A 20188-nucleotide genomic window follows, 5' to 3' on the forward strand; every position below is an offset into this window, starting at 1 on the left:
CTTTTATGGACGGGTTGATGAAGGGCAAGCGCGGGCTTGTCATGGGTGTCGCCAACGACCATTCGATTGCCTGGGGCATTGCCAAAAAGCTCTCGGAACATGGGGCGGAGCTGGCTTTCACCTACCAGGGCGACGCCTTCGGGCGGCGGGTCAAGCCGCTTGCCGAGAAGGTGGGAGCCTCGTTGATCGTGCCCTGCGATGTCGAGGACAGCGCCTCGGTCACCGCGACCTTCGAGACCCTCGGCAAGGCCTGGGGCGGGCTGGACTTCGTGGTGCACGCCATCGGCTTTTCCGACAAGAACGAGCTCAAGGGCCTCTACGCCGACACCAGCCGCGACAATTTCGTGCGCACCATGGTGATCTCCTGCTATTCCTTCACCGAGGTCGCCCGCAACGCCGCCGCGCTGATGGGCAATGGCGGCTCGATGATCACGCTCACCTATGCCGGCTCGGTCAGGGTGATGCCGAACTACAATGTCATGGGCGTCGCCAAGGCCGGGCTCGAGGCCAGCGTACGCTACCTTGCCAACGACTACGGCCCGCGCGGCATCAGGGTGAACGGCATCTCGGCCGGTCCGGTGCGGACGCTTGCCGGCTCGGGCATTTCCGACGCCCGCCATATGTTCTCCTACCAGCAGCGCAATTCGCCTCTCAGGCGCACCGTGACCATCGACGAAGTCGGCGGTTCGGCGCTTTACCTGCTCTCCGATCTGTCGTCGGGCGTCACCGGTGAGATCCATTATGTGGATTCCGGCTATCACATCGTTTCGATGCCTGCACTGGAGGAACTGAAGCAGAACGACGGCGCTCGCGAATAGTTTGCGGCCGCGATAGTAGCCTCCAGTAAAATTGGATGCATTGGCGGAAACTCATTTTAAGGAGATATCCGCTATAAGGCCCCCTAATCTAGGGAGCTTGCATGTCTGCAGTCAGCAACCCGAAGCGAACACCGCTGTTCCGGCTGATCACCATCGCCAGCTCGGGCATGGGCAGTTTCATCCTTGGATTATGGGGGCTTCGGTTCGGCTTCGGCGACGGCATGGCCGGCATGCCCGCCGAGATGATGGCGGGCATCATCGCCGCGCTCTGTGCCCTTGCCGCCGGCGGTGCGGCGCTGTCGTTCTTCGCGGGCGTCGATGAATCGGAGGCCTATGTCTTCAAGGAGACCCATTTCGACAAGCTGACCGGCCTGCTGTCGCGCCAGGCCATGGTCGGCAAGATTGCCGATGCCGCCTCCGGGACGATCCGAACCGGCGAGCCGGTGTTCCTGATCGACATCGATATCGACCGCTTCAAGCAGATCAACGATGCCATCGGCTACAGCCAGGGCGACGAGCTGATCCGCGCCTTCACCAGCAGGCTAAAGGAGAATATGCCGAAGGGTGCGGTGATCGGGCGCACCGGCGCCGGCGAATTCGGCGTGCTGCTGCCGGATCGCGACATCAGGGGTTCGATCGAGCGGCTGATCGAAAAACTCATCAACGAGATGATGGAGCCCTACCAGCTGCAGACGCATCTGCAGTCGGTCAGCCTGTCGGTCGGGATCGTGGCGATGCCGAAGGACGGCGTCGATCCCGTTCTTGTCCTGCGCCGCTCGAACCTGGCGCTGCAGAACGCGCGTGCCAGCGGCGTCGGCAACTGGTCCGTCTTCCACGCCGACATGGGCCGCGTGGCGGACTATCGGCAATGGATCGAGTCGGAGCTAAAGACCGCTTTCGACCGTGGCGACTTCAGCCTCCACTATCAGCCGCAACTGAACCTGCCGAGCGGCCGCGTCGTCGGCTATGAGGCGCTGATCCGCTGGAAGCATCCGGAGCGCGGCATGATCCCGCCGATGGAGTTCATTCCGATCGCCGAGGAAACCGGCATGATCAATCCGATCGGCGAATGGGTGCTGCGCAAGGCCTGCGGCGATGCCCAGTACCTGCCGCAGGATTGCTTCGTCGCCGTCAACATCTCGCCGGTCCAGTTCATGACCAGGGATTTCGTCGGCATCGTGCGGGAGGTGATGGAATCGACCGGCATCAAACCGTCGCGGCTCGAGCTCGAGGTCACCGAGACGGCGATGATGCAGGATCGCGACCGCGCCGCGACGATCCTGGAGCAGCTTGCCGAGATGGGCATTTCAGTGGCCGTCGACGATTTCGGCACGGGCTATTCCAATTTGAGCTACCTGATCGATTTCTCCTTCGGCAAGCTGAAGATCGACCGTTCCTTCGTCAGCCGCATCGACACCGACTCCAGCTCCGGCGCGATCGTTTCGACCATCGTCGGGCTGTCGCGGGCGCTGGGCGTCAGCATCATTGCCGAAGGCGTGGAGACCGAGAATCAGGCCACGCTGCTCAGGGCCGCCGGCTGCGAGGTGGTGCAAGGCTATCTGTTCGGCCGGCCGGCACCGCTCAAGGTGGAGCTCGGCGAAGCGCGGCCGGCGTTCGGCGCGCGCGAGCCGGCTCGCATCGTCAGCGTGCAGTAGGGCGCGCGCTCTTTTCCTGGCGCAATTCCGGACGGAAAACCGCTCCACACTTTTCCTGGAATTGCTTTTTTAGCGGCGCAATTCCGGACGGAAAACCGCTCCACACTTTTCCTGGAATTGCTTTTTTAGCGGCGCAATTCCGGACGGAAAACCGCTCCACACTTTTCCTGGAATTGCTTTTTAGCGGCGCAATTCCGGACGGAAAACCGCTCCACACTTTTCCTGGAATTGCTTTTTAGCGGCGCAATTCCGGACGGAAAACCGCTCCACACTTTTCCTGGAATTGCTTTTTAGCGGCGCGCCGAAAACACCTTGAACATGCCGTCGCGGGCGACCTCTGAATAGCTGGCAAAGGCGGCCGACAACGCTTGCTCGTAGGGAAGCTGGCGGTTGGCGACCATAAACAGGCGGCCGCCCGGTTTGAGCGCTTTCGACGCTTTACCGATCATGCCGGCTCCGATGCCAGGCTCGGCCGCGCGGCCGCTATGGAAGGGCGGGTTCATGACGATTGCGTCGTAGCGCCGTTCGACCGCCTCGGTGAGAAGATCGGTCCAGAAGAAGCGCGGCTCGACGGCGCCATGGACGTTCAGCCTGGCTGCTTCGAGGGCTTCGAAATCCGCTTCATAGAGATCGAGGGCCGTGAGGCCGTGCGAGCGCCGAGCGACTTCCGCCGCCAGATAACCCCAGCCGGCGCAGAAATCAGCCACGCTGCCCTTGAGGTCACCCGGCAGGCTTGCGGCCAGCAATTTTGAACCGGCGTCGACCCGATCAAAAGAGAACATGCCGGGCGCGGTTTTGAAGACGCCTTCGACGACAAGGTCGGGGTTGCCGGCGCGCAGCGTCGCGGCGGTCTCCGTGCCGGCTCGCCGGAACCAGAAGGCAACGCCGTGATGCTTCGGCAGGTGGCCTTCGAGCGGCGTCAGGGCATTGATCCGCTTGCGCAGGCTGTCGACGCCGTCGTCCTTGCCGCCCGCGACAGCGATCAGCCCGCCCGGGGCGACGCGCTCGATGGCTTCGGCGATGCGCAACTCATTTTGCCCGCGATGCCGGTCGGCGAGCACGAGAGCCATGTCGTAGCGCTGCCCTTCCGCCCGCGCCGTCACATTATGGCCTGACGCCTGCAAGGCGCGAAAATGCGGCCGGAAACCTTGCACGAGATGCAGCGCGTCGAAGCCGGCGGGCAAGCGGAAACCGGGCTCGGCGCCCAGAAAAAGAACGCGGGCATCCTTTCGCGGCAGAGGCAGCGCCTCGGCCTCAAACGGATAGAACAGCGTTTTCAGCGGCTCCGCGGCCATTCATTCACCCTGAAGCAAAACGGGCGCGACCTCGCGGCGCGCCCGTCTCGATGTATCCGTGGCTTTTTGTCTGATGCATGTCGTTATCCCAAAACCGCTACGCACTTTTGGGCGACATGCATAAGACCGATCAGGCGGCGTCTTCCTCGCCTTCCGACTTCTTCTTGTCCTGAGCGATTTCCTTGCCGGTCGCCTGGTCGACGACCTTCATCGACAGGCGGACCTTGCCGCGCTCGTCGAAGCCCATCAGCTTGACCCAGACCTTGTCGCCTTCCTTGACGACGTCGGACGTCTTGGCGACGCGCTCATTGGCGAGCTGCGAGATGTGGACGAGACCGTCGCGCGGGCCGAAGAAGTTGACGAACGCGCCGAAGTCGGCCGCCTTGACGACGGTGCCTTCGTAGATCTCGCCGACTTCCGGCTCGGCGACGATGGTGTGGATCCACTTCTTCGCCGCCTCGATCTCCTTGGCGTTCGCCGAAGCAATCTTGACCGTGCCGTCGTCCTCGATGTTGATCTTGGCGCCGGTCTTCTCGACGATCTCGCGGATCACCTTGCCGCCGGAGCCGATGACGTCGCGGATCTTGTCGGTCGGGATGTGCATGACCTCGATGCGCGGCGCGAACTCGCCGAGCTCGGCGCGGGCGCCGGACAGCGCATGCGCCATCTCGCCGAGGATATGCAGGCGGCCGTCCTTGGCCTGGGCAAGCGCGATACCCATGATCTCCTCGGTGATGCCGTCGATCTTGATGTCCATCTGCAGCGAGGTGACGCCGTTGGCGGTACCGGCGACCTTGAAGTCCATGTCGCCGAGATGATCCTCGTCACCGAGGATGTCGGAGAGCACGGCGAAGCGCTCGCCTTCCTTGATCAGGCCCATGGCGATGCCGGCGACCGGCTTTGCCAGCGGCACGCCGGCATCCATCAGCGCCAGCGAGGTGCCGCAGACGGTCGCCATCGAGGACGAGCCGTTGGACTCGGTGATCTCCGAAACGACGCGCAGCGTGTAGGGGAACTGGTCAGCGCTCGGCAGCATCGGGCGGATAGCGCGCCAGGCGAGCTTGCCGTGGCCGATTTCGCGGCGGCCGGGCGAGCCCATGCGGCCGGTTTCACCGACGGAGTAGGGCGGGAAGTTGTAGTGAAGAAGGAACTTCTCCTTATACATTCCCGTCAGCGAATCGACATACTGCTCGTCCTCGCCGGTGCCGAGCGTGGCAACGACCAGCGCCTGGGTCTCGCCGCGGGTGAACAGCGCCGAACCATGGGTGCGCGCCAGGACGCCGACTTCGGAGACGATCTTGCGGACCGTCTTCAGGTCGCGGCCATCGATGCGCGAGCCGGTGTCGAGGATGTTCCAGCGCACGACCTTGGCCTGGAGCTCCTTGAACACCGAGCCGATCTGCTCGGAGGTGTGCTTGGCCTCTTCGCCTTCGGCCGGCGCGAACGCGGCCTTGACCTTCGCCTTGACGGCGTCGACGGCGGCGTAGCGCTTCTGCTTGTCGGTGATCTTGTAAGCCTCGCGAAGCTCGTCGCCGACGATCTTCAGCATCTCGGCTTCGAGCGCGGAGTAATCCGGCGCCGTGAAGTCGCGCGGCTCCTTGGCGGCGACCTCGGCCAGCTTGATGATCGCCTCGATCACCGGCTGGAAGCTCTTGTGGCCGAACACGACGGCGCCGAGCATCAGGTCCTCGGAGAGTTCCTTGGCCTCGGATTCGACCATCAGCACGGCGTCGGCGGTGCCGGCGACGACGAGGTCGAGCTTGGATTCCTGCATCTCGTCAATATGCGGGTTGAGCACATATTCGCCGTTGATGTAGCCGACGCGGGCGCCGCCGATCGGGCCCATGAAGGGCACGCCCGAAAGCGTGAGCGCCGCGGAGGTGGCGACGATCGACAGGATGTCCGGATCGTTTTCGAGATCATGCTGGACGACGGTGACCACGATCTGGGTGTCGTTCTTGTAGCCGTCGGCGAAAAGCGGGCGGATCGGGCGGTCGATCAGGCGGGAAACCAGCGTTTCCTTTTCGCTCGGACGGCCTTCGCGCTTGAAATAGCCGCCCGGGATCTTGCCGGCCGCGTAGGTCTTTTCCTGGTAGTTGACGGTAAGCGGGAAGAAATCGAGGCCGGGCTTCGGCTCTTTCATCGAGACGACGGTGGCGAGAACAACGGTCTCACCGTAGGTGGCGAGCACCGCACCGTCAGCCTGGCGGGCGATCTTGCCGGTTTCCAGGATGAGCGGACGGCCGCCCCATTCGATTTCCACTTTGTGTTGATTGAACATATCTTGTCCTTCATATGCGGAAAGGGCCGCACCGTCTTAGCGGTCGCGGGTTCTCCCTTTCCTGGCTTCCTTCGGGCAGCCACGGGCAAGACAACGGGAAGCTCGATCAAGTCCGGCTCTCAGCCGAGCGAGCGTCCTGCAATCCTGCCCCATGACCGTCCATGGGCGGTTCCGGAAAGCCCTCTGCAAGTCCGGAACCCGATTGGCCGATTGGTCGGCCGGCCTTGCGCATGACGCCGGAAACCGGTGTTTCCGGAACGCGCCATGCGCGGAGGGGAATTTACTTTTCCTGCATCGAGGCACCGGACCATCCGATACGCCAATGCGCGACCGGCGGGCCCCCTTGGAGAGCCCGCCGGTCAATTCGTCAGCGACGCAGGCCGAGCTTGTCGATCAGCGTCTGGTAGCGCGCGTCATCCTTGCGCTTGAGGTAGTCAAGCAGGCTGCGGCGCTGGGAGACCAGAGCAAGCAGACCACGACGGGAATGGTTATCCTTCTTGTGGTCCTTGAAGTGCTCGGTCAGGTTCTTGATGCGCTCGGAAAGGATGGCAACCTGGACTTCCGGAGACCCGGTATCGCCCTTGGCGGTTGCGAATTCAGTCATCAATTCCTTCTTGCGATCGGCAGTGATCGACATCGTGCTTTTCCTTATCTGTTGGAGGAAACGGGACGCCCACAGCCGGGATGTCGTCCAGCAAGGGCCAGTACAAGCGACGCGTCAGGGCGCGAAGCTGCGGCGCATATAGTGCAATTCCGGATAAAACGCCAGCCCAATTGTCAAGCCGGCTTGTCGCAGGTTCCGGTTGCGAAACGGCAGAACTCAGAGGCTACAGCCACTTCTTCCACTTGAAGAACGCGATCAAACCGGCGGCGACCAGCACCATGAACACCAGCGCCACCGGATAGCCGTAATAGGCTTTCAGCTCCGGCATGTTCCAGGGCGAGGTCTGCGGATCGAAATTCATGCCCCAGACGCCGACAAGGAAGGTCAGCGGCATGAAGATCACCGAGACGATCGTGAGATAGGAGATAACGTCGTTGGTGCGAGCCTGGGTCAGCGAGACATGCATCTCGATCAGGCCGGTGAGCATATCGCGCTGGTTCTCGACCAGTTCGATGAGGCGCAGCGAATGGTCGAGCGTGTCGTTGAAGAAGATCTTGGTCTCGGCCTTCACGAAGGGCACGTCGTTGCGGATCAGCGTCGCCAGCGCGTCTCGCATCGGCCACAGCACGCCTTTGAGCACATTGGCGTCGCGCCGCAACTCATGCAACTGCCGCATCTGATGCTTGTGCGGGTTGTTCAGCATCTCGTCCTCGATGCCGTCGACCAATTCGCTCGCCGCCTCGATCGGCGGGAAGTAGCTGTCGACGATGGCATCGATCAGCGCATAGGCAAGATAGTCGGCGCCGCGCGAACGGAGCCTGTTCGGCATCGCGCCGGCAATGCGCTTGCGCACCGGATCGAAGGGATCGCCCTCGCGCTCCTGGAAGGTGACGACGAAATTCCTGCCGAAGAACATCGCGATCTGCTCGTAGCGATGCGAGGTGACATCGTCGACCATACGCATGACGACGAAGGCGTGATCCTCGTAGAAATCCACCTTGGGCCGCTGGCCGGTGTTGACGACGTCCTCCAGCGCCAGCGGGTGCAAATTGAAGATCCGGCCGATCTCCTCGATCAGCGGGATGTTGGCAAGCCCGGTGCAGTCCAGCCAGACCACCGGCCATTTCTCGCAATGGGTGTTGAGATCGTCGATGCTGGCGTTGTCGATGGTTTTGTATTTTCCGGCGAAATCAGCGTCAGCCGAAGCTCGCTGCGCCGCGCCGCCGGATCGGCGATAAGCGTGCCAGGCGACGCCCCGACCGGCGGCCGACGGGTTTTCAGCGATGCCCGCTTCTTGCCTGTATCAGCCTTGGCCATGAGATCCCTGGAACTTCAGCGCTCAGCCGGTTTCACCCGACAAAGACCCGTTTTGGCTTGAACATGCCCTGTTCGATGGCGCCGATGGCGACGAGCCTGCCGCGCGCGGTGGCACAGGCCTCCTCGGCCTCGACCGGCGCATCGCGGCCGCGAATGATGACGGGATTGCCAAGCCGGATCTTGGTGGCCGCGTCGTCGCTGACCGCGACCTGCGGCAGGCAGTCGAGCGCGACCGCGGTGTCGACCAGCAGCGCGTCGATGGCGCTGAAATCGACCGCAGCCTCGGCTTCGTCCGGACTGGCTTCGGTGTTGCCGCCAAAGCGGGCCGCTTCGAGCTCGGCCACGGTGACAAAATCATCGGGCGTGAACGGCTCGACCTCGACGCGGCGCAATTCCGCGATATGGCCAAAGCAGCCGAGGTCGCGGCCCATGTCGCGCGCCAGCGAGCGCACATAGGTGCCCTTGCCGCATTCGACCTCGAAGACAGTCTTGTCGGTACCGTGCTCGGCGATTTCGAGGCGGCCGATCTCGATCTCGCGCGCCGGAATCTCGACCGTCTCGCCTTCACGCGCGAGGTCATAGGCGCGCTCGCCGGCGATCTTGATGGCCGAGAATTGCGGCGGCGTCTGCATGATGACGCCGGTGTATTTCGGCAGCAGCGCCCTCACCTGCGCCTCGTCCGGTCGACGGTCGGAGCTGTTGGTCACCGGGCCTTCGAGATCGTCGGTCGTGCGCTCCTCGCCCCAGGCGACGGTGAAGCGGTAGATCTTGGCGCCATCCTGCACGTAGGGAACGGTCTTGGTGGCCTCGCCCAAGGCGATCGGCAGCATGCCGGAGGCCAGCGGATCAAGCGTGCCGGCGTGGCCGGCCTTTTCGGCCTGGAACAGCCATTTGATCTTGGAGACCGCCTCGGTCGAGCCCATGCCGACCGGCTTGTCCAGCACCACCCAGCCGGAGACCGGCCGCCCCTTCTTCTTGCCGCGACGCGCCACCTATTCCTCGTCCTTGTCGTTATTCTTGCCGTCACCGAGATCGCGCGCCACTTCGGGCGACTTCAGCAGTTCATTGATTTTCGCGAAATTGTCGAAGGAGGTATCGAGCCGGAAGCGGAATTCCGGCATGTATTTCATCTGCCTGAGCGCGCCGGAAACACGGCCGCGGATGAATTTCGCATGCTTGTTGAGCGCTTCGATCACTGCGCCGGTGTCGCCGGCGCCGAGCGGCGAGACGAAGGCGGTGGCGATTTTGAGATCGGGCGACATGCGCACCTCGGACACCGAGACGACGCTGTTTTCGATCACCGGATCTATGATCTCGCCGCGCTGCAAGGTCTCGGACAGGGCATGACGCACCTGCTCGCCGACGCGCAGCATGCGCTGGGAGGGGCCTGATATGGTCGAACGGGGCATTTTTCTTCGGTCCTGAAATCGTGAAGCGCGGGATGGGACCGCGCCACATGTCTCAACTGCATAAGGGGCTGGGCGGCAGCCTTTCGGCCGCCGCCCGTTTCATTCCGGCACGTATACCCGAATTTACAGCGTTCTGGTTACCATCTCGATGCGGAAGCACTCGATGACGTCGCCGACGCGCATGTCCTCGTAGTTCTGGAAGGCCATGCCGCACTCCTGGCCGCCCGGCACTTCCGAAACCTCGTCCTTGAAGCGCTTCAGCGTCTTCAAGGTGCCTTCGTGGATGACGACGTTGTCGCGGATCAGGCGAACGCCCGCGCCACGCTCGACCTTGCCTTCGGTTACGCGGCAGCCGGCGATCTTGCCGACCTTGGAGATGTCGAAGATCTCGAGGATCTCGGCATTGCCGATGAAGGTCTCGCGCCGTTCCGGCGAAAGCATGCCGGAAAGCGCCGCCTTCACGTCATCGACGAGGTTGTAGATGATCGAGTAGTAGCGGATCTCGATGCCCGCGGCGGCCGCGGCCGCACGCGCCTGCGCGTTGGCGCGGACGTTGAAGCCGATGATCGCCGCTCCGGACGTCTCGGCGAGCGAGACGTCGCTTTCGGTGATGCCGCCGGCACCGGCATGAACGATGCGCGCGCGCACCTCGTCGTTGCCGAGCTTTTCGAGGGCGGCATTGATCGCCTCGATCGAACCCTGCACGTCGCCCTTGATGACCAGCGGGAATTCCTTCAGTCCGCTCGTCTGCAACTGCGACATCATCTGCTCGAGCGAGCCGCGCTGGCCGGCATGCTTGGCCACCGCCTTGTCGCGCGCCAGGCGCTGGCGGTATTCGGTGATCTCACGGGCGCGCGCCTCGTTGTTGACGACGGCGAAGCGGTCACCCGCCTGCGGCGTGCCCTGGAGGCCAAGCACCTCGACCGGCATTGCCGGCGGCGCTTCCGGCACGTGCTCGCCGCGATCGTTGACAAGCGCGCGCACACGGCCCCACTCGTTACCGGCGACGATGATGTCGCCCGGCATCAGTGTGCCGGTCTGCACCAGCACGGTGGCGACGGGACCGCGGCCCTTGTCCAGCTGCGCCTCGATGACCGCGCCTTCGGCGGTGCGGTCGGGATTGGCCTTGAGGTCGAGAACTTCGGCCTGCAGCAGGATCGCTTCGAGCAGCTTGTCGAGATTGGTGCCCTTGGTCGCCGAAACCTCGACGTCCAACACCTCGCCACCCATCGATTCCACGAACACTTCGTGGCGCAGCAGTTCGGTCCGCACCTTCTGCGGGTCGGCGTCACGCTTGTCGATCTTGTTGATGGCCACGATGATCGGCACGCCGGCCGCCTTGGCGTGGCTGATCGATTCGATCGTCTGCGGCATCACGCTGTCGTCGGCCGCCACCACCAGCACGGCGATGTCGGTGACCTGGGCGCCGCGGGCGCGCATCGCCGTGAAGGCGGCGTGGCCGGGCGTGTCGATGAAGGTGATCTTCTGACCGTTCTTCTCGATCTGGTAGGCACCGATGTGCTGGGTGATGCCGCCGGCCTCGCCGGAGACGACGTTGGCGTTGCGGATGGCGTCGAGCAACGAGGTCTTGCCGTGGTCGACATGGCCCATGATGGTCACGACCGGCGGACGCGACACCAGGTCTTCCGGGCGGTCGGCAATGTTGAACAGCCCTTCCTCGATGTCGGACTCGGCGACGCGGCGGACCGTGTGGCCGAATTCGGAGGCGACCAGCTCGGCCGTGTCGGCGTCGATGACGTCGCCCGGCTTCAGGATCTGGCCCTGCTTCATGAAGAACTTGACCACGTCCACGGCGCGCTCGGACATGCGCTGCGCCAATTCCTGGATGGTGATGGTTTCGGGCAGGATCACTTCGCGCATGACTTTCTCGCGCGGCTCATTGTGGAGCGCGCGTTTGAATTTTTCCTGGCGGCGGCGCATCGACGACAGCGAACGGGCGCGCGCATCTTCATCCGACAGCGCAGAGTTCAGCGTCAGCTTGCCGCGACGGCGGTCTTCCTCGCCCTTGGTGGGCTTGGCTGGCCGCGCCACTTCGGGCGTGGCAAGGCGGCGCGCTGGCGTACTCGCGCCGGCGCCGGGGCCGGTACGCCTCGGCTTGGCCCCCTCGTCGTCGTCGACAGTGGCAACATCGGCTGCCAGCGGCGCGCGGCGGCGAGCCTCTTCCTCGGCGCGTCGGCGCGACTCGGCCTCAGCCTGGAGGCGTGCCTCCTCCTCGGCCTGACGGCGTGCGGAGTCCTCACGCTCGCGCTTGCGGCGATCTTCTTCCTCGGCGCGGCGCTTGCTTTCTTCCTGGGCTCGCTGGCGATCCTCGACCTCGCGAGCTTTGGAGCCTTCAAGCGCCTTGCGACGCGCTTCCATCTCGCCGCGCGAAAGTTCGTTCAGCACCATGCCTGAGCGTTCCGGCGGCGGGGGCGGCGCCTTCGGCGCTTCCTGCACGACAGGCGCTGCGGCAACAGGGGCAGCGGCGACGGGCTTCGGCGTGAAGACGGACGGCGCCACCGGCTCCGGCTTGTCGCCGGGCAACGAGAACTTGCGCTTCTTGGTCTCGACCACGACCGACTTGGTGCGGCCATGCGAGAAATTCTGGCGCACGGTGCCCTGCTCGAGGCCGGGGCGCTTCAGCGTCAAGGTCTTCTTCGGCGTAACGCTCAACGTCTTGTCGTCGCCCGATTTCGTATCGTTCATTCCATATCCTCTGCGGCCTCATCTTCGTCAGCAACGGCCGCAAGCATTGCCAGATCGTTCGGGGTACCGCCCCGATATCGGTCGAGCGCAACAACGCGCTTCTCAACCGCCTGTCCCGCGTCCTGCGCGAGGACGGCAGCATGTATCACATTTGTACCCCCCAATGCCAAGCTCAAGTCGGCCTCGGAGAAAAGTTTATAGGCAAGGATGGCGGGGCCGCCGAGATGGACGGTTGCCCGCCGCGCCTGACTGATCTTGCGGATACCGTCGTCCGCAGCCTCGGCCGCATGCAGCACGAGGAGCGCCTGCCCGTCGCGCACCGCACCTTCGACCTTGGCTGCGCCGAGAACGACGGCACCCGCCTTGCGGGCTAGGCCAAGCATGCCCAGAGCGGATCTGGAGAGCAGCCCGTCGACCATGCCGCCGAGATCGGCTGGAACGGTCACCTGCGCCTTGAAAGCACGGGCAAACAGGTTCTTCGCCGCTGCCTTCTCGATATGTAGGCGATCGGCGGTGACCCAGCAACCGCGGCCGGGCAGATTTCTCTTGATGTCGGGAACGACGGCCGAATCCGGGCCGACGACGAAGCGGATCAGTTCATCCGCTTCGGCCTGCCTGCGCGTAACGATGCAAGTGCGATCGTTCATCTCGTCCTGGGGCGGGTTGTGTGCGATGCGGTTTCACCTCACGCACCAACAGCTTCGTCAGCCGCGACTTGTTCGGCTGCAAGCTCGTCTTCGCTGATCCAGCCAGCCTTAATGCGGGCGGCCAGAACCATCTGCTCGGCCTCGGCGCGCGAGACGCCGTGGCTGGCGAGCACGCCCGGATAGACCTTGGTCTCACCGTCCTTGCGCTCTTTCCAGCCGATCAGATCGTCCGCGGCATAGCCGGCGAAGTCCTCGATCGTCTTCACGCCGTCCTCGCCAAGCGTCACCATCATGGCGGTGGTGACGCCGGGGATCTCGCGCAACTCGTCCTTGACGCCAAGCGCCTTGCGCTTTTCGTCATGCTCGGCCTCGATCTTCTCCAGATATTCGCGGGCGCGGGTCTGGATTTCCGAAGCGGTGTCCTCATCGAAGCCGTCGATCGACGCGATCTCGCCTGAATCCACATAGGCGACTTCCTCGACGCTGGTGAAGCCTTCCGAGGCGAGCACCTGGCCGACCATCTCGTCGACGTCGAGGGCTTCCATGAAGAGTGCCGAACGCTCGACGAATTCCTTCTGGCGGCGCTCGCTCTCCTCCTGCTCGGTCAGGATGTCGATATCCCAGCCGGTGAGCTGCGAGGCAAGACGCACGTTCTGGCCGCGGCGTCCGATGGCCAGCGACAGCTGGTCGTCCGGCACCACCACTTCGATGCGCTCGGCATCCTCGTCGAGCACCACCTTGGCGACCTCGGCCGGCTGCAGCGCGTTGACGATGAAGGAAGCCGCCGAAGGCGACCACGGAATAATGTCGATCTTCTCGCCTTGCAACTCGCCGACCACCGCCTGGACGCGGCTGCCGCGCATGCCGACGCAAGCGCCGACCGGATCGATCGAGGAATCGCGCGAGATGACGGCGATCTTGGCGCGCGAGCCCGGATCGCGGGCGACCGACTTGATCTCGATGATGCCGTCATAGATTTCCGGCACTTCCATGGTGAACAGCTTGGCCATGAACTGCGGATGCGTGCGCGACAGGAAGATCTGCGGGCCGCGCTGCTCGCGGCGCACGTCATAGACGTAGGCCCGGACGCGGTCGCCATACTTGTAATTCTCGCGCGGGATCAGCTCGTCGCGGCGGATGATCGCCTCGCCGCGGCCGAGATCGACGATGACGTTGCCGTATTCGACGCGCTTGACAGTGCCGTTGACGATCTCGCCGATGCGATCCTTGTATTCGTCATACTGGCGATCGCGCTCGGCCTCGCGCACCTTCTGCACGATGACCTGCTTGGCCGACTGGGCGGCGATGCGGCCGAAATCCATCGGCGGCAGCTGCTCGGCGATGAAGTCGCCGAGCTGAGCGTCGGGGTTGCGCTCGCGCGCCGTGGAAAGCGCGATCTGCGTCGCGTAGTCCTCGACCTTCTCGACCACTTCCATCAGCCGCTGCAGCTTCATCTCACCGGTGTTCGGGTTGATGTCGGCGCGGATGTTTGTCTCCTGGCCGTAGCGAGAACGCGCCGCCTTCTGGATCGCATCGGCCATGGCGGCGATGACGATCGACTTGTCGATCGACTTTTCACGCGCGACCGCATCGGCGATCTGCAGCAGTTCAAGCCTGTTGGCGCTTACAACCATTGTCTTTCTCCCGATTTCGCGCCGGGCATATGGCCCGGCTACTCAATCAACTTTCCTGTTCGGTTTCGTTTTCCTCGCCGGCGGCGGCGTCTTCCGCTTCGCCGCGGCGCTTCTTGGCTTCCTTGCGCGCCCGGTTGTCCTTCGACAGGGCATCGCGGATGAGATCGTCGGTCAGCACCAACCGGGCTTCGGCAATCGCGTCATAAGGCACGCGCACCGTCGGCTCCTCGCCATAGGCCGCCTTGTCGCGCTCGATAAGGATGCCGTCGGCATCCGCCTCGGCGATCTTGCCCTTGAAACGCTTGCGATCGCTGACAAGAACCGATGTCTCCAGCTTGACCAGATGGCCGGTCCAGGTGGTGAAATCCGACTTGCGCACCAGCGGCCGGTCGATGCCGGGCGACGAAACTTCGAGATGATACGCCTTTTCGATGGGATCATCGACATCGAGGGCCGGCGACACGGCGCGGCTGACCTCTTCGCAATCCTCGACGGTCATGGTGCCGTCCTCGCGCTCAGCCATGATCTGCAGCGTCAGCCCGTTCTGGCCGGTCAGTTGCACCCGCACGAGCCGAAAGCCGATGGCCTTGAGCACCGGCTGCACGATCAGCGCAATGCGCGCATCGATGCCGCTTTCGCGGATGATACGGTCGTCGGCCTCGTTTGCCGCTGCAGTCATCAGATCCCTGTCGCTTTTTGCTTCCGGCCGCCAGGTAACAAAAAAGAGCGGGACCGGGTGGACCCACTCTTCGTCATACCGACCAAGAATTTGAGGCTGATATAGACGATCCCGAATTGTGATTCAAGCCTGCAGGCTGTCCGGCGACGACCCGGCGTACTAGGTGCCGCGGCCAGCATCCCTTCGGCATGGTCGCGAGGTTGATATATATTGCATGATCAGGATCAGCGTCGTCGACGGTTCGCCGCGCGCGATGATTTGGATGACCTCTGACGTTGTCGCCAGCCCAGCTCCGCAGCCGCGAAGCTCTATCGGAGCGGTCAGTGCAAGTAGGCCCGCCTCGTGAAGGAGCCGGAAATTCTCGCGAGGAAAAGCGGTGCTCTCTTCGATCACAGCCCGGTGTAGCTACCCTTGTAAGTCGGCGTCCCGACCACAAGCACGTCGGCATCGGTGATCTGACGCAGGACCTTCTGCGCCGTTGCGTCCAGATCCGCGAAGCGATGCGCATTGCCGAGTGAAGCGCCGAGGTCGGTAGTGTCGTAGACGCTCCCCGTGACGTTGTATCGCTCGGCGGCAAGATCGGCCACCAGCTCGACGAGCGCACGGGACCGCGACGGGCGGTTGAAGCTGCCGGCGAATCCTACCAGTCTGCGATACATCATGTTAGAACCTCTTCAATTTAGCCTCTATTAAAATAACGAAATCGCCAGGTCAGCTAATATCTACTATATTTGTAGAAATACGTCAGAATAGCAGTTGTTCTGAAACTGTCAGAGTGGGCGGAAAATCGTCCTTTCCCAGGCGCTGTTCTTGGGAAATGGCCCTGATGACGAAATTTTGTGCCGCTGCGGTAGAGGGCATGCGGAACGATATTGAAACCCTTTTAGCCATATGGGTGCACGATCTCATGTTGCACAAGCGAGTTAGAGCAGAGGGCGGGCAATCGATTGCTCACCAGCGTGAAATACACATTAAGAAACCCGCCATGCTTTTGTGCGCGATACGATCGTGAAAAAATGGCGTCAGTAGGCGAAGAGACGCGAGATTCCTGGGGTGAACAACTGCTTCGCAGCAACCGGGGCCGCGCCGTTCCATTTGGTAAAACATCTCCCTGAGCAGCGCCGTTCCAATCCCACGCCTCCTGGCATCGGCATGGACGCCGACTTGAAGCCCCCAGCTGCCGCTCTCCTTTTTGTAACAGATCGCGAAGCCAGCTACCGCTTGTGCATGAGACGCGACCCGGAAAATGAATTTTCGAGGATTTTGGCGTGCCTCGCCGAGATTCGCATCAACAGTTGCGGCTATGGTCGCCTTGTCCGGGGGAATAGATACAAATTCGTTGAACGAATCCGACAGGTAAACCCTTTCGAGCCCACCCTTATCCGAGAATCGCGGAGACCGTATCGATATACCGGCCGGTGGAGTAGAGCTTTGGTCAGTTCCACCCATAGCGGTCAAATCGGTCGCTCATGACGAAGCTGATCGTATCTCGTGCGTAGTTGATGGCTGCAAGTGTAGTGTCCCGATCTATACGGATGAAATTGCTTAGAAAATATAAGTTGTTCATCTCTTTATTGAGATAGGCTCGTCTCAGCTCATCCTGAGCAAACAGGATATTGTGTTCCTGCCTGTATGAGGCAACAAACGAGCGAAATACAGAAACAGTTTCAACCTTAGGTTCAGTAACAAGGCACCACAGAAAAGTGGCTATGTCGTAGGCCAGATCGCCCATTCCGATGAACTCGAAATCGAACAAGATGGCAGTGTCGTCGAGCATGATTGCATTGCCGATACGCGCGTCGCCATGACGTATGCCCGATGATGACGGATGTTGCCTCGCCGGGAAAATCCGATCTAGCGCCTCCGACAGCTCGTCCATGATTGGCTGGAAAATCGGTTTAACTTGCTGCTCACTTCCCGGCTCCGATAGCCGTTCAGGGGTCGCGATATTGGCCCTATGCAATTTGGCAAGCGATTTCCCAAAGGCCGCCGCATGGGCGATGCTCGGCTCTGCCGGGTGGCCGGCAATAGCTCGCGTCAGAACCGCGTGATACTCAACTCCATCAATATCAACCGGACCAAGTACCGGCTGGCCGCCGACTTCGACCATCTCGCAGCATGGGACCCCTGAAGTGTGAGCACCTCGCACGAGCGCTGCTTCGTGCTGAAGAGCCGCCTTGGAGTGCAACTGCGTCGGACTCAGCCGCATGAAGAGATCATCATTGCGGTCTTCGAGCCGCAAAATCTTGTTGACGCCGTCTGATATAAGCTCGATTGAGCCGGCATCGCGTGGCAGCAGCTCGTTAACGACCAGTTCGTAATTTACCACGTCAAAAATTCCATCGCACAAACTTTTCAACTGCATGTAGAATGGATAATACAGGTACAAACGGATTTCTTGGGTTGGACAGATCACCAATCACATCTGGGCTTATTACACCTGCGCGAATTATCCGCAAATCGATTAGCCGAGCATTCGCAAAATCATCCAGGACTTTGTTTTGGGTGAGGCAAAGTGCTTCGTGCGAAGCCCGCTCAAGCGTCTCTTTTTCATACACGCCGAAAATGTCTTTGTCGCCGAGCAATTGCCTTACAGCGCGCTGAAGGGCACTCTTTTCGTGTCGCTCATCTGCCGTTGTGCTCAGCAGAGCTGCGGCAAGCTTTTCGTCAAAGAGCGGGAATATCGGCCAAAATCCATATTGGAGTAGCAACGGCGCGCGCTTCATGACCGCGAGGCGAGCGGATGTGCCAAGATACCCTTCATCCAATTGACCGATAAAGCTGTCGTTGATTGCCTCCCACGCCATAGGTGTCAGAATATCGCGATAGGGCCTGCGATCTTAATGACCTGTGGGAATGGCGACACTGCCCTCGCCCATGCGCCATGCCCGCGCGGTTCTGCCGGGATCCACAGTATTTGCGTCGCCAGTATGGTCGGCGCTGGGGTTTTGCGGCACAACGATCCTCGGTGCCGGCCGCAAGTCGAGCCACGGCGACCGGCGCCGCTTCTGACAAGACCGCTCGCTTTTGTAGCGGCTGACTACCGGCGCTTTGGTGCTTCGATATCTTCCGGCCTATCTCCGGATAAAGGTCAGGTAGGCAGGCTGCCGCCCCTCGCGGATGGCCTTGGCCTCGTAGCGCGTGCCGGGCCAGCCGTCATAGGGCCGGTGCCAGCCGGCAGCGTCTTCGGCCCGCCATGCGAAGGCGCCGTGATCGCGGCAGGCAAGCAGCGTCCAGTTCACATAGCTGTCGATGTCGGAGGCGAAGCGGAACCTGCCGCCGGCTTTCAGCACCCGGGCAAAGCGGCCGAGATTGGCGGCGCTGACAAAGCGCCGCTTCCAGTGCTTCTTCTTCGGCCACGGATCGGGATAAAGCAGGTCGATGCCGTCGAGCGAGCTTGACGGCAGCCAGTCGAGCAGGCGCGTGGCGTCGTCGTCATAAACCCTCAGATTGGCAAGCGGCGCCTTGCCAAGCGCTGTCATCATCTTGGCCATGCCGTTGACGAAAGGCTCGACGCCGATGAAGCCGACTGCCCGCAATTCGGTGGCCCGGTGCAGAAGATGCTCACCGCCGCCAAAGCCGATTTCCAGCTGGAGGGCCGAAATTTCCGCCTTGAACAGGCTTCGGAGGTCGGCCGGCGCTTCCGCCGTCAGGTCGACCCCGTATTCGCGCAGGCCGCTTTCAAGGGCGACCGCCTGCTGCGGGCGTATAGTCTTGCCGTGCCGGCGACCGAAAAATCCTTCGGTCGCGCGGCTCGGCCTGTCCTTGGCGTCTACTGGCGTCAGGCGGCGACGGCGTCCTTGAGCGCCTTGGCGAGATCGGTCTTCTCCCAGGAGAAGGATCCGTCGCGACCGGCCTTGCGGCCGAAATGGCCGTAGGACGAGGTTTTTGCGTAGATCGGCTTGTTGAGGTCGAGATGACGGCGAATGCCCGACGGCGACAGGTCCATCACCTTGCGCAGCACATCCTCGAGTTTCGACTCGTCGACCTTGCCGGTGCCATGCAGGTCGACATAGACCGACAGCGGCTGGGCGACGCCGATGGCGTAGGACAGCTGGATGGTGCAGCGGTCGGCAAGCTTGGCCGCCACCACGTTCTTGGCGAGATAGCGCGCCGCATAAGCCGCCGAACGGTCGACCTTGGTCGTGTCCTTGCCGGAGAAGGCGCCGCCGCCATGGGGTGCCGCACCGCCATAGGTGTCGACGATGATCTTGCGGCCGGTGAGACCGGCATCGCCGTCAGGCCCGCCGATGACGAACTTGCCGGTCGGGTTGATGTACCAGTTGCAGTCCTCGGCGATCTTGAGATCGCCAAGCGCCTCGCGGATGTACGGCTCGACGACCTTGCGGACCTTCTTGGAATCCCAGCTCGCATCGAGATGCTGGGTGGAAAGCACGATCTGCGTGACTTCCGCCGCCTTGCCGTCGGCATAGCGAACGGTGACCTGGCTCTTGGCGTCCGGGCCGAGCTTGCCGGCGTCGCCATTGCCTTCATGGCGCGCCGCGGCCAGCAGTTCCAGAATCTTGTGGCTGTAGTAGATCGGCGCCGGCATCAGGTCGGGCGTCTCGCGGCAGGCGTATCCGAACATGATGCCCTGGTCGCCGGCACCTTCCTCACCCTGACGGTCGGCGGCATTGTCGACGCCCTGGCCGATGTCGGGCGACTGGCCGTGCAGCAGCACGTCGACCTTGGCGGTCTTCCAGTGAAAGCCGGACTGCTCGTAGCCGATCTCGCGGATCGCCTTGCGGGCAACCGACTTGAACTTGGCCGGGTTGACCACGGGGTGGCCGGACGCATCCATCAGGACGTTGCCCGCCTTGTCCTTCTTCAAAAGCGTGTCGGGGACGCGGACCTCGCCGGCAATGACGACGCGGTTGGTGGTGGCCAGCGTTTCGCAGGCGACGCGAACCTTCCACGGATCCATGCCCGTCTTCTTGGCTTCGCGATAGACCAGATCGACGATCTCGTCGGAGATACGGTCACAGACTTTGTCGGGGTGACCCTCGGAGACGGATTCCGAGGTGAAGAGATAATTCTGCCGCGTCACGGGTGTCCCCTCTTGAAAAAAGATCGGCAGGCTGCCGATTTTTGGCGCGCCACGTGTTAGCGGTGCCGGGCGCTGCTCGTCAAGCGGCGCGACGGA

The 20188-nt window shown here is 62.5% G+C and carries 18 protein-coding genes and 1 pseudogene; 2 read left to right on the forward strand and 17 right to left on the reverse strand.

What is annotated here, in order from left to right:
• Nucleotides 1–5 precede the first annotated feature (5 nt).
• Both fabI and ACWGS9_RS01595 read left to right on the forward strand, forming a co-directional pair.
• Entirely contained in the window at nucleotides 6–818 is an 813-nt protein-coding gene (gene fabI / locus ACWGS9_RS01590) for an enoyl-ACP reductase FabI (RefSeq protein ID WP_454503571.1), read from the forward strand.
• Between the two features lie 101 nt (nucleotides 819–919).
• On the forward strand, nucleotides 920–2473 hold the full coding sequence (locus ACWGS9_RS01595; RefSeq protein WP_454503572.1) for a putative bifunctional diguanylate cyclase/phosphodiesterase: 1554 nt from the start codon (nucleotides 920–922) through the stop codon (nucleotides 2471–2473).
• Between the two features lie 290 nt (nucleotides 2474–2763).
• Here the strand turns inward: ACWGS9_RS01595 and ACWGS9_RS01600 are convergent, their stop codons facing one another.
• The 17 genes and pseudogenes from ACWGS9_RS01600 to metK form a co-directional block, all read right to left on the reverse strand.
• Complete coding sequence (locus ACWGS9_RS01600) at nucleotides 2764–3768, reverse strand: class I SAM-dependent methyltransferase (protein WP_454503573.1); 1005 nt, start codon at nucleotides 3766–3768, stop codon at nucleotides 2764–2766.
• A 130-nt stretch (nucleotides 3769–3898) separates the two neighbouring features.
• Entirely contained in the window at nucleotides 3899–6049 is a 2151-nt protein-coding gene (gene pnp / locus ACWGS9_RS01605) for a polyribonucleotide nucleotidyltransferase (RefSeq protein WP_454503574.1), read from the reverse strand.
• Between the two features lie 367 nt (nucleotides 6050–6416).
• Entirely contained in the window at nucleotides 6417–6686 is a 270-nt protein-coding gene (gene rpsO, locus ACWGS9_RS01610) for a 30S ribosomal protein S15 (RefSeq protein WP_027165894.1), read from the reverse strand.
• A 190-nt stretch (nucleotides 6687–6876) separates the two neighbouring features.
• Nucleotides 6877–7970 (reverse strand): annotated as a pseudogene (gene corA, locus ACWGS9_RS01615) (magnesium/cobalt transporter CorA).
• Nucleotides 7971–8002: 32 nt separating this feature from the next.
• On the reverse strand, nucleotides 8003–8962 hold the full coding sequence (gene truB, locus ACWGS9_RS01620; RefSeq protein ID WP_454503575.1) for a tRNA pseudouridine(55) synthase TruB: 960 nt from the start codon (nucleotides 8960–8962) through the stop codon (nucleotides 8003–8005).
• Nucleotides 8963–9379, reverse strand: a complete 417-nt coding sequence (rbfA, locus tag ACWGS9_RS01625) for a 30S ribosome-binding factor RbfA (RefSeq protein WP_454503576.1) — start codon at nucleotides 9377–9379, stop codon at nucleotides 8963–8965.
• A 123-nt stretch (nucleotides 9380–9502) separates the two neighbouring features.
• On the reverse strand, nucleotides 9503–12085 hold the full coding sequence (infB, locus tag ACWGS9_RS01630; RefSeq protein ID WP_454503577.1) for a translation initiation factor IF-2: 2583 nt from the start codon (nucleotides 12083–12085) through the stop codon (nucleotides 9503–9505).
• Nucleotides 12082–12732 carry an RNA-binding protein gene (locus ACWGS9_RS01635; protein WP_320214271.1) on the reverse strand — a complete coding sequence of 217 codons (651 nt, stop codon included), beginning with the start codon at nucleotides 12730–12732 and terminating at the stop codon, nucleotides 12082–12084. The genes infB and ACWGS9_RS01635 overlap by 4 nt, the downstream gene beginning before the upstream one ends.
• 38 nt (nucleotides 12733–12770) lie before the next feature.
• Entirely contained in the window at nucleotides 12771–14366 is a 1596-nt protein-coding gene (gene nusA / locus ACWGS9_RS01640; RefSeq protein ID WP_454503578.1) for a transcription termination factor NusA, read from the reverse strand.
• Nucleotides 14367–14412: 46 nt separating this feature from the next.
• Nucleotides 14413–15045, reverse strand: a complete 633-nt coding sequence (gene rimP, locus ACWGS9_RS01645) for a ribosome maturation factor RimP (RefSeq protein WP_454503579.1) — start codon at nucleotides 15043–15045, stop codon at nucleotides 14413–14415.
• 159 nt (nucleotides 15046–15204) lie between these two features.
• Complete coding sequence (locus ACWGS9_RS01650; RefSeq protein WP_454503580.1) at nucleotides 15205–15438, reverse strand: acyl-CoA dehydrogenase family protein; 234 nt, start codon at nucleotides 15436–15438, stop codon at nucleotides 15205–15207.
• Nucleotides 15435–15707, reverse strand: coding sequence for an NADPH-dependent FMN reductase (locus ACWGS9_RS01655; protein ID WP_454503581.1), 273 nt, complete (start codon nucleotides 15705–15707; stop codon nucleotides 15435–15437). The genes ACWGS9_RS01650 and ACWGS9_RS01655 overlap by 4 nt, the downstream gene beginning before the upstream one ends.
• Nucleotides 15708–15996: 289 nt before the next feature.
• Complete coding sequence (locus ACWGS9_RS01660; protein ID WP_454503582.1) at nucleotides 15997–16494, reverse strand: GNAT family N-acetyltransferase; 498 nt, start codon at nucleotides 16492–16494, stop codon at nucleotides 15997–15999.
• On the reverse strand, nucleotides 16481–17374 hold the full coding sequence (locus tag ACWGS9_RS01665) for a phosphotransferase enzyme family protein (RefSeq protein WP_454503583.1): 894 nt from the start codon (nucleotides 17372–17374) through the stop codon (nucleotides 16481–16483). The genes ACWGS9_RS01660 and ACWGS9_RS01665 overlap by 14 nt, the downstream gene beginning before the upstream one ends.
• 1 nt (nucleotide 17375) lies before the next feature.
• On the reverse strand, nucleotides 17376–17852 hold the full coding sequence (locus ACWGS9_RS01670) for a hypothetical protein (protein WP_454503584.1): 477 nt from the start codon (nucleotides 17850–17852) through the stop codon (nucleotides 17376–17378).
• 267 nt (nucleotides 17853–18119) lie between these two features.
• Nucleotides 18120–18830: a tRNA (guanine(46)-N(7))-methyltransferase TrmB gene (gene trmB, locus ACWGS9_RS01675; RefSeq protein WP_454503648.1), complete on the reverse strand. Its 711-nt coding sequence runs from the start codon at nucleotides 18828–18830 to the stop codon at nucleotides 18120–18122.
• Complete coding sequence (gene metK / locus ACWGS9_RS01680; protein WP_454503585.1) at nucleotides 18827–20092, reverse strand: methionine adenosyltransferase; 1266 nt, start codon at nucleotides 20090–20092, stop codon at nucleotides 18827–18829. The genes trmB and metK overlap by 4 nt, the downstream gene beginning before the upstream one ends.
• Between the last annotated feature and the right edge of the window lie 96 nt (nucleotides 20093–20188).

The sequence above is a fragment of the Mesorhizobium sp. Arg314 genome, from assembly GCF_053714275.1.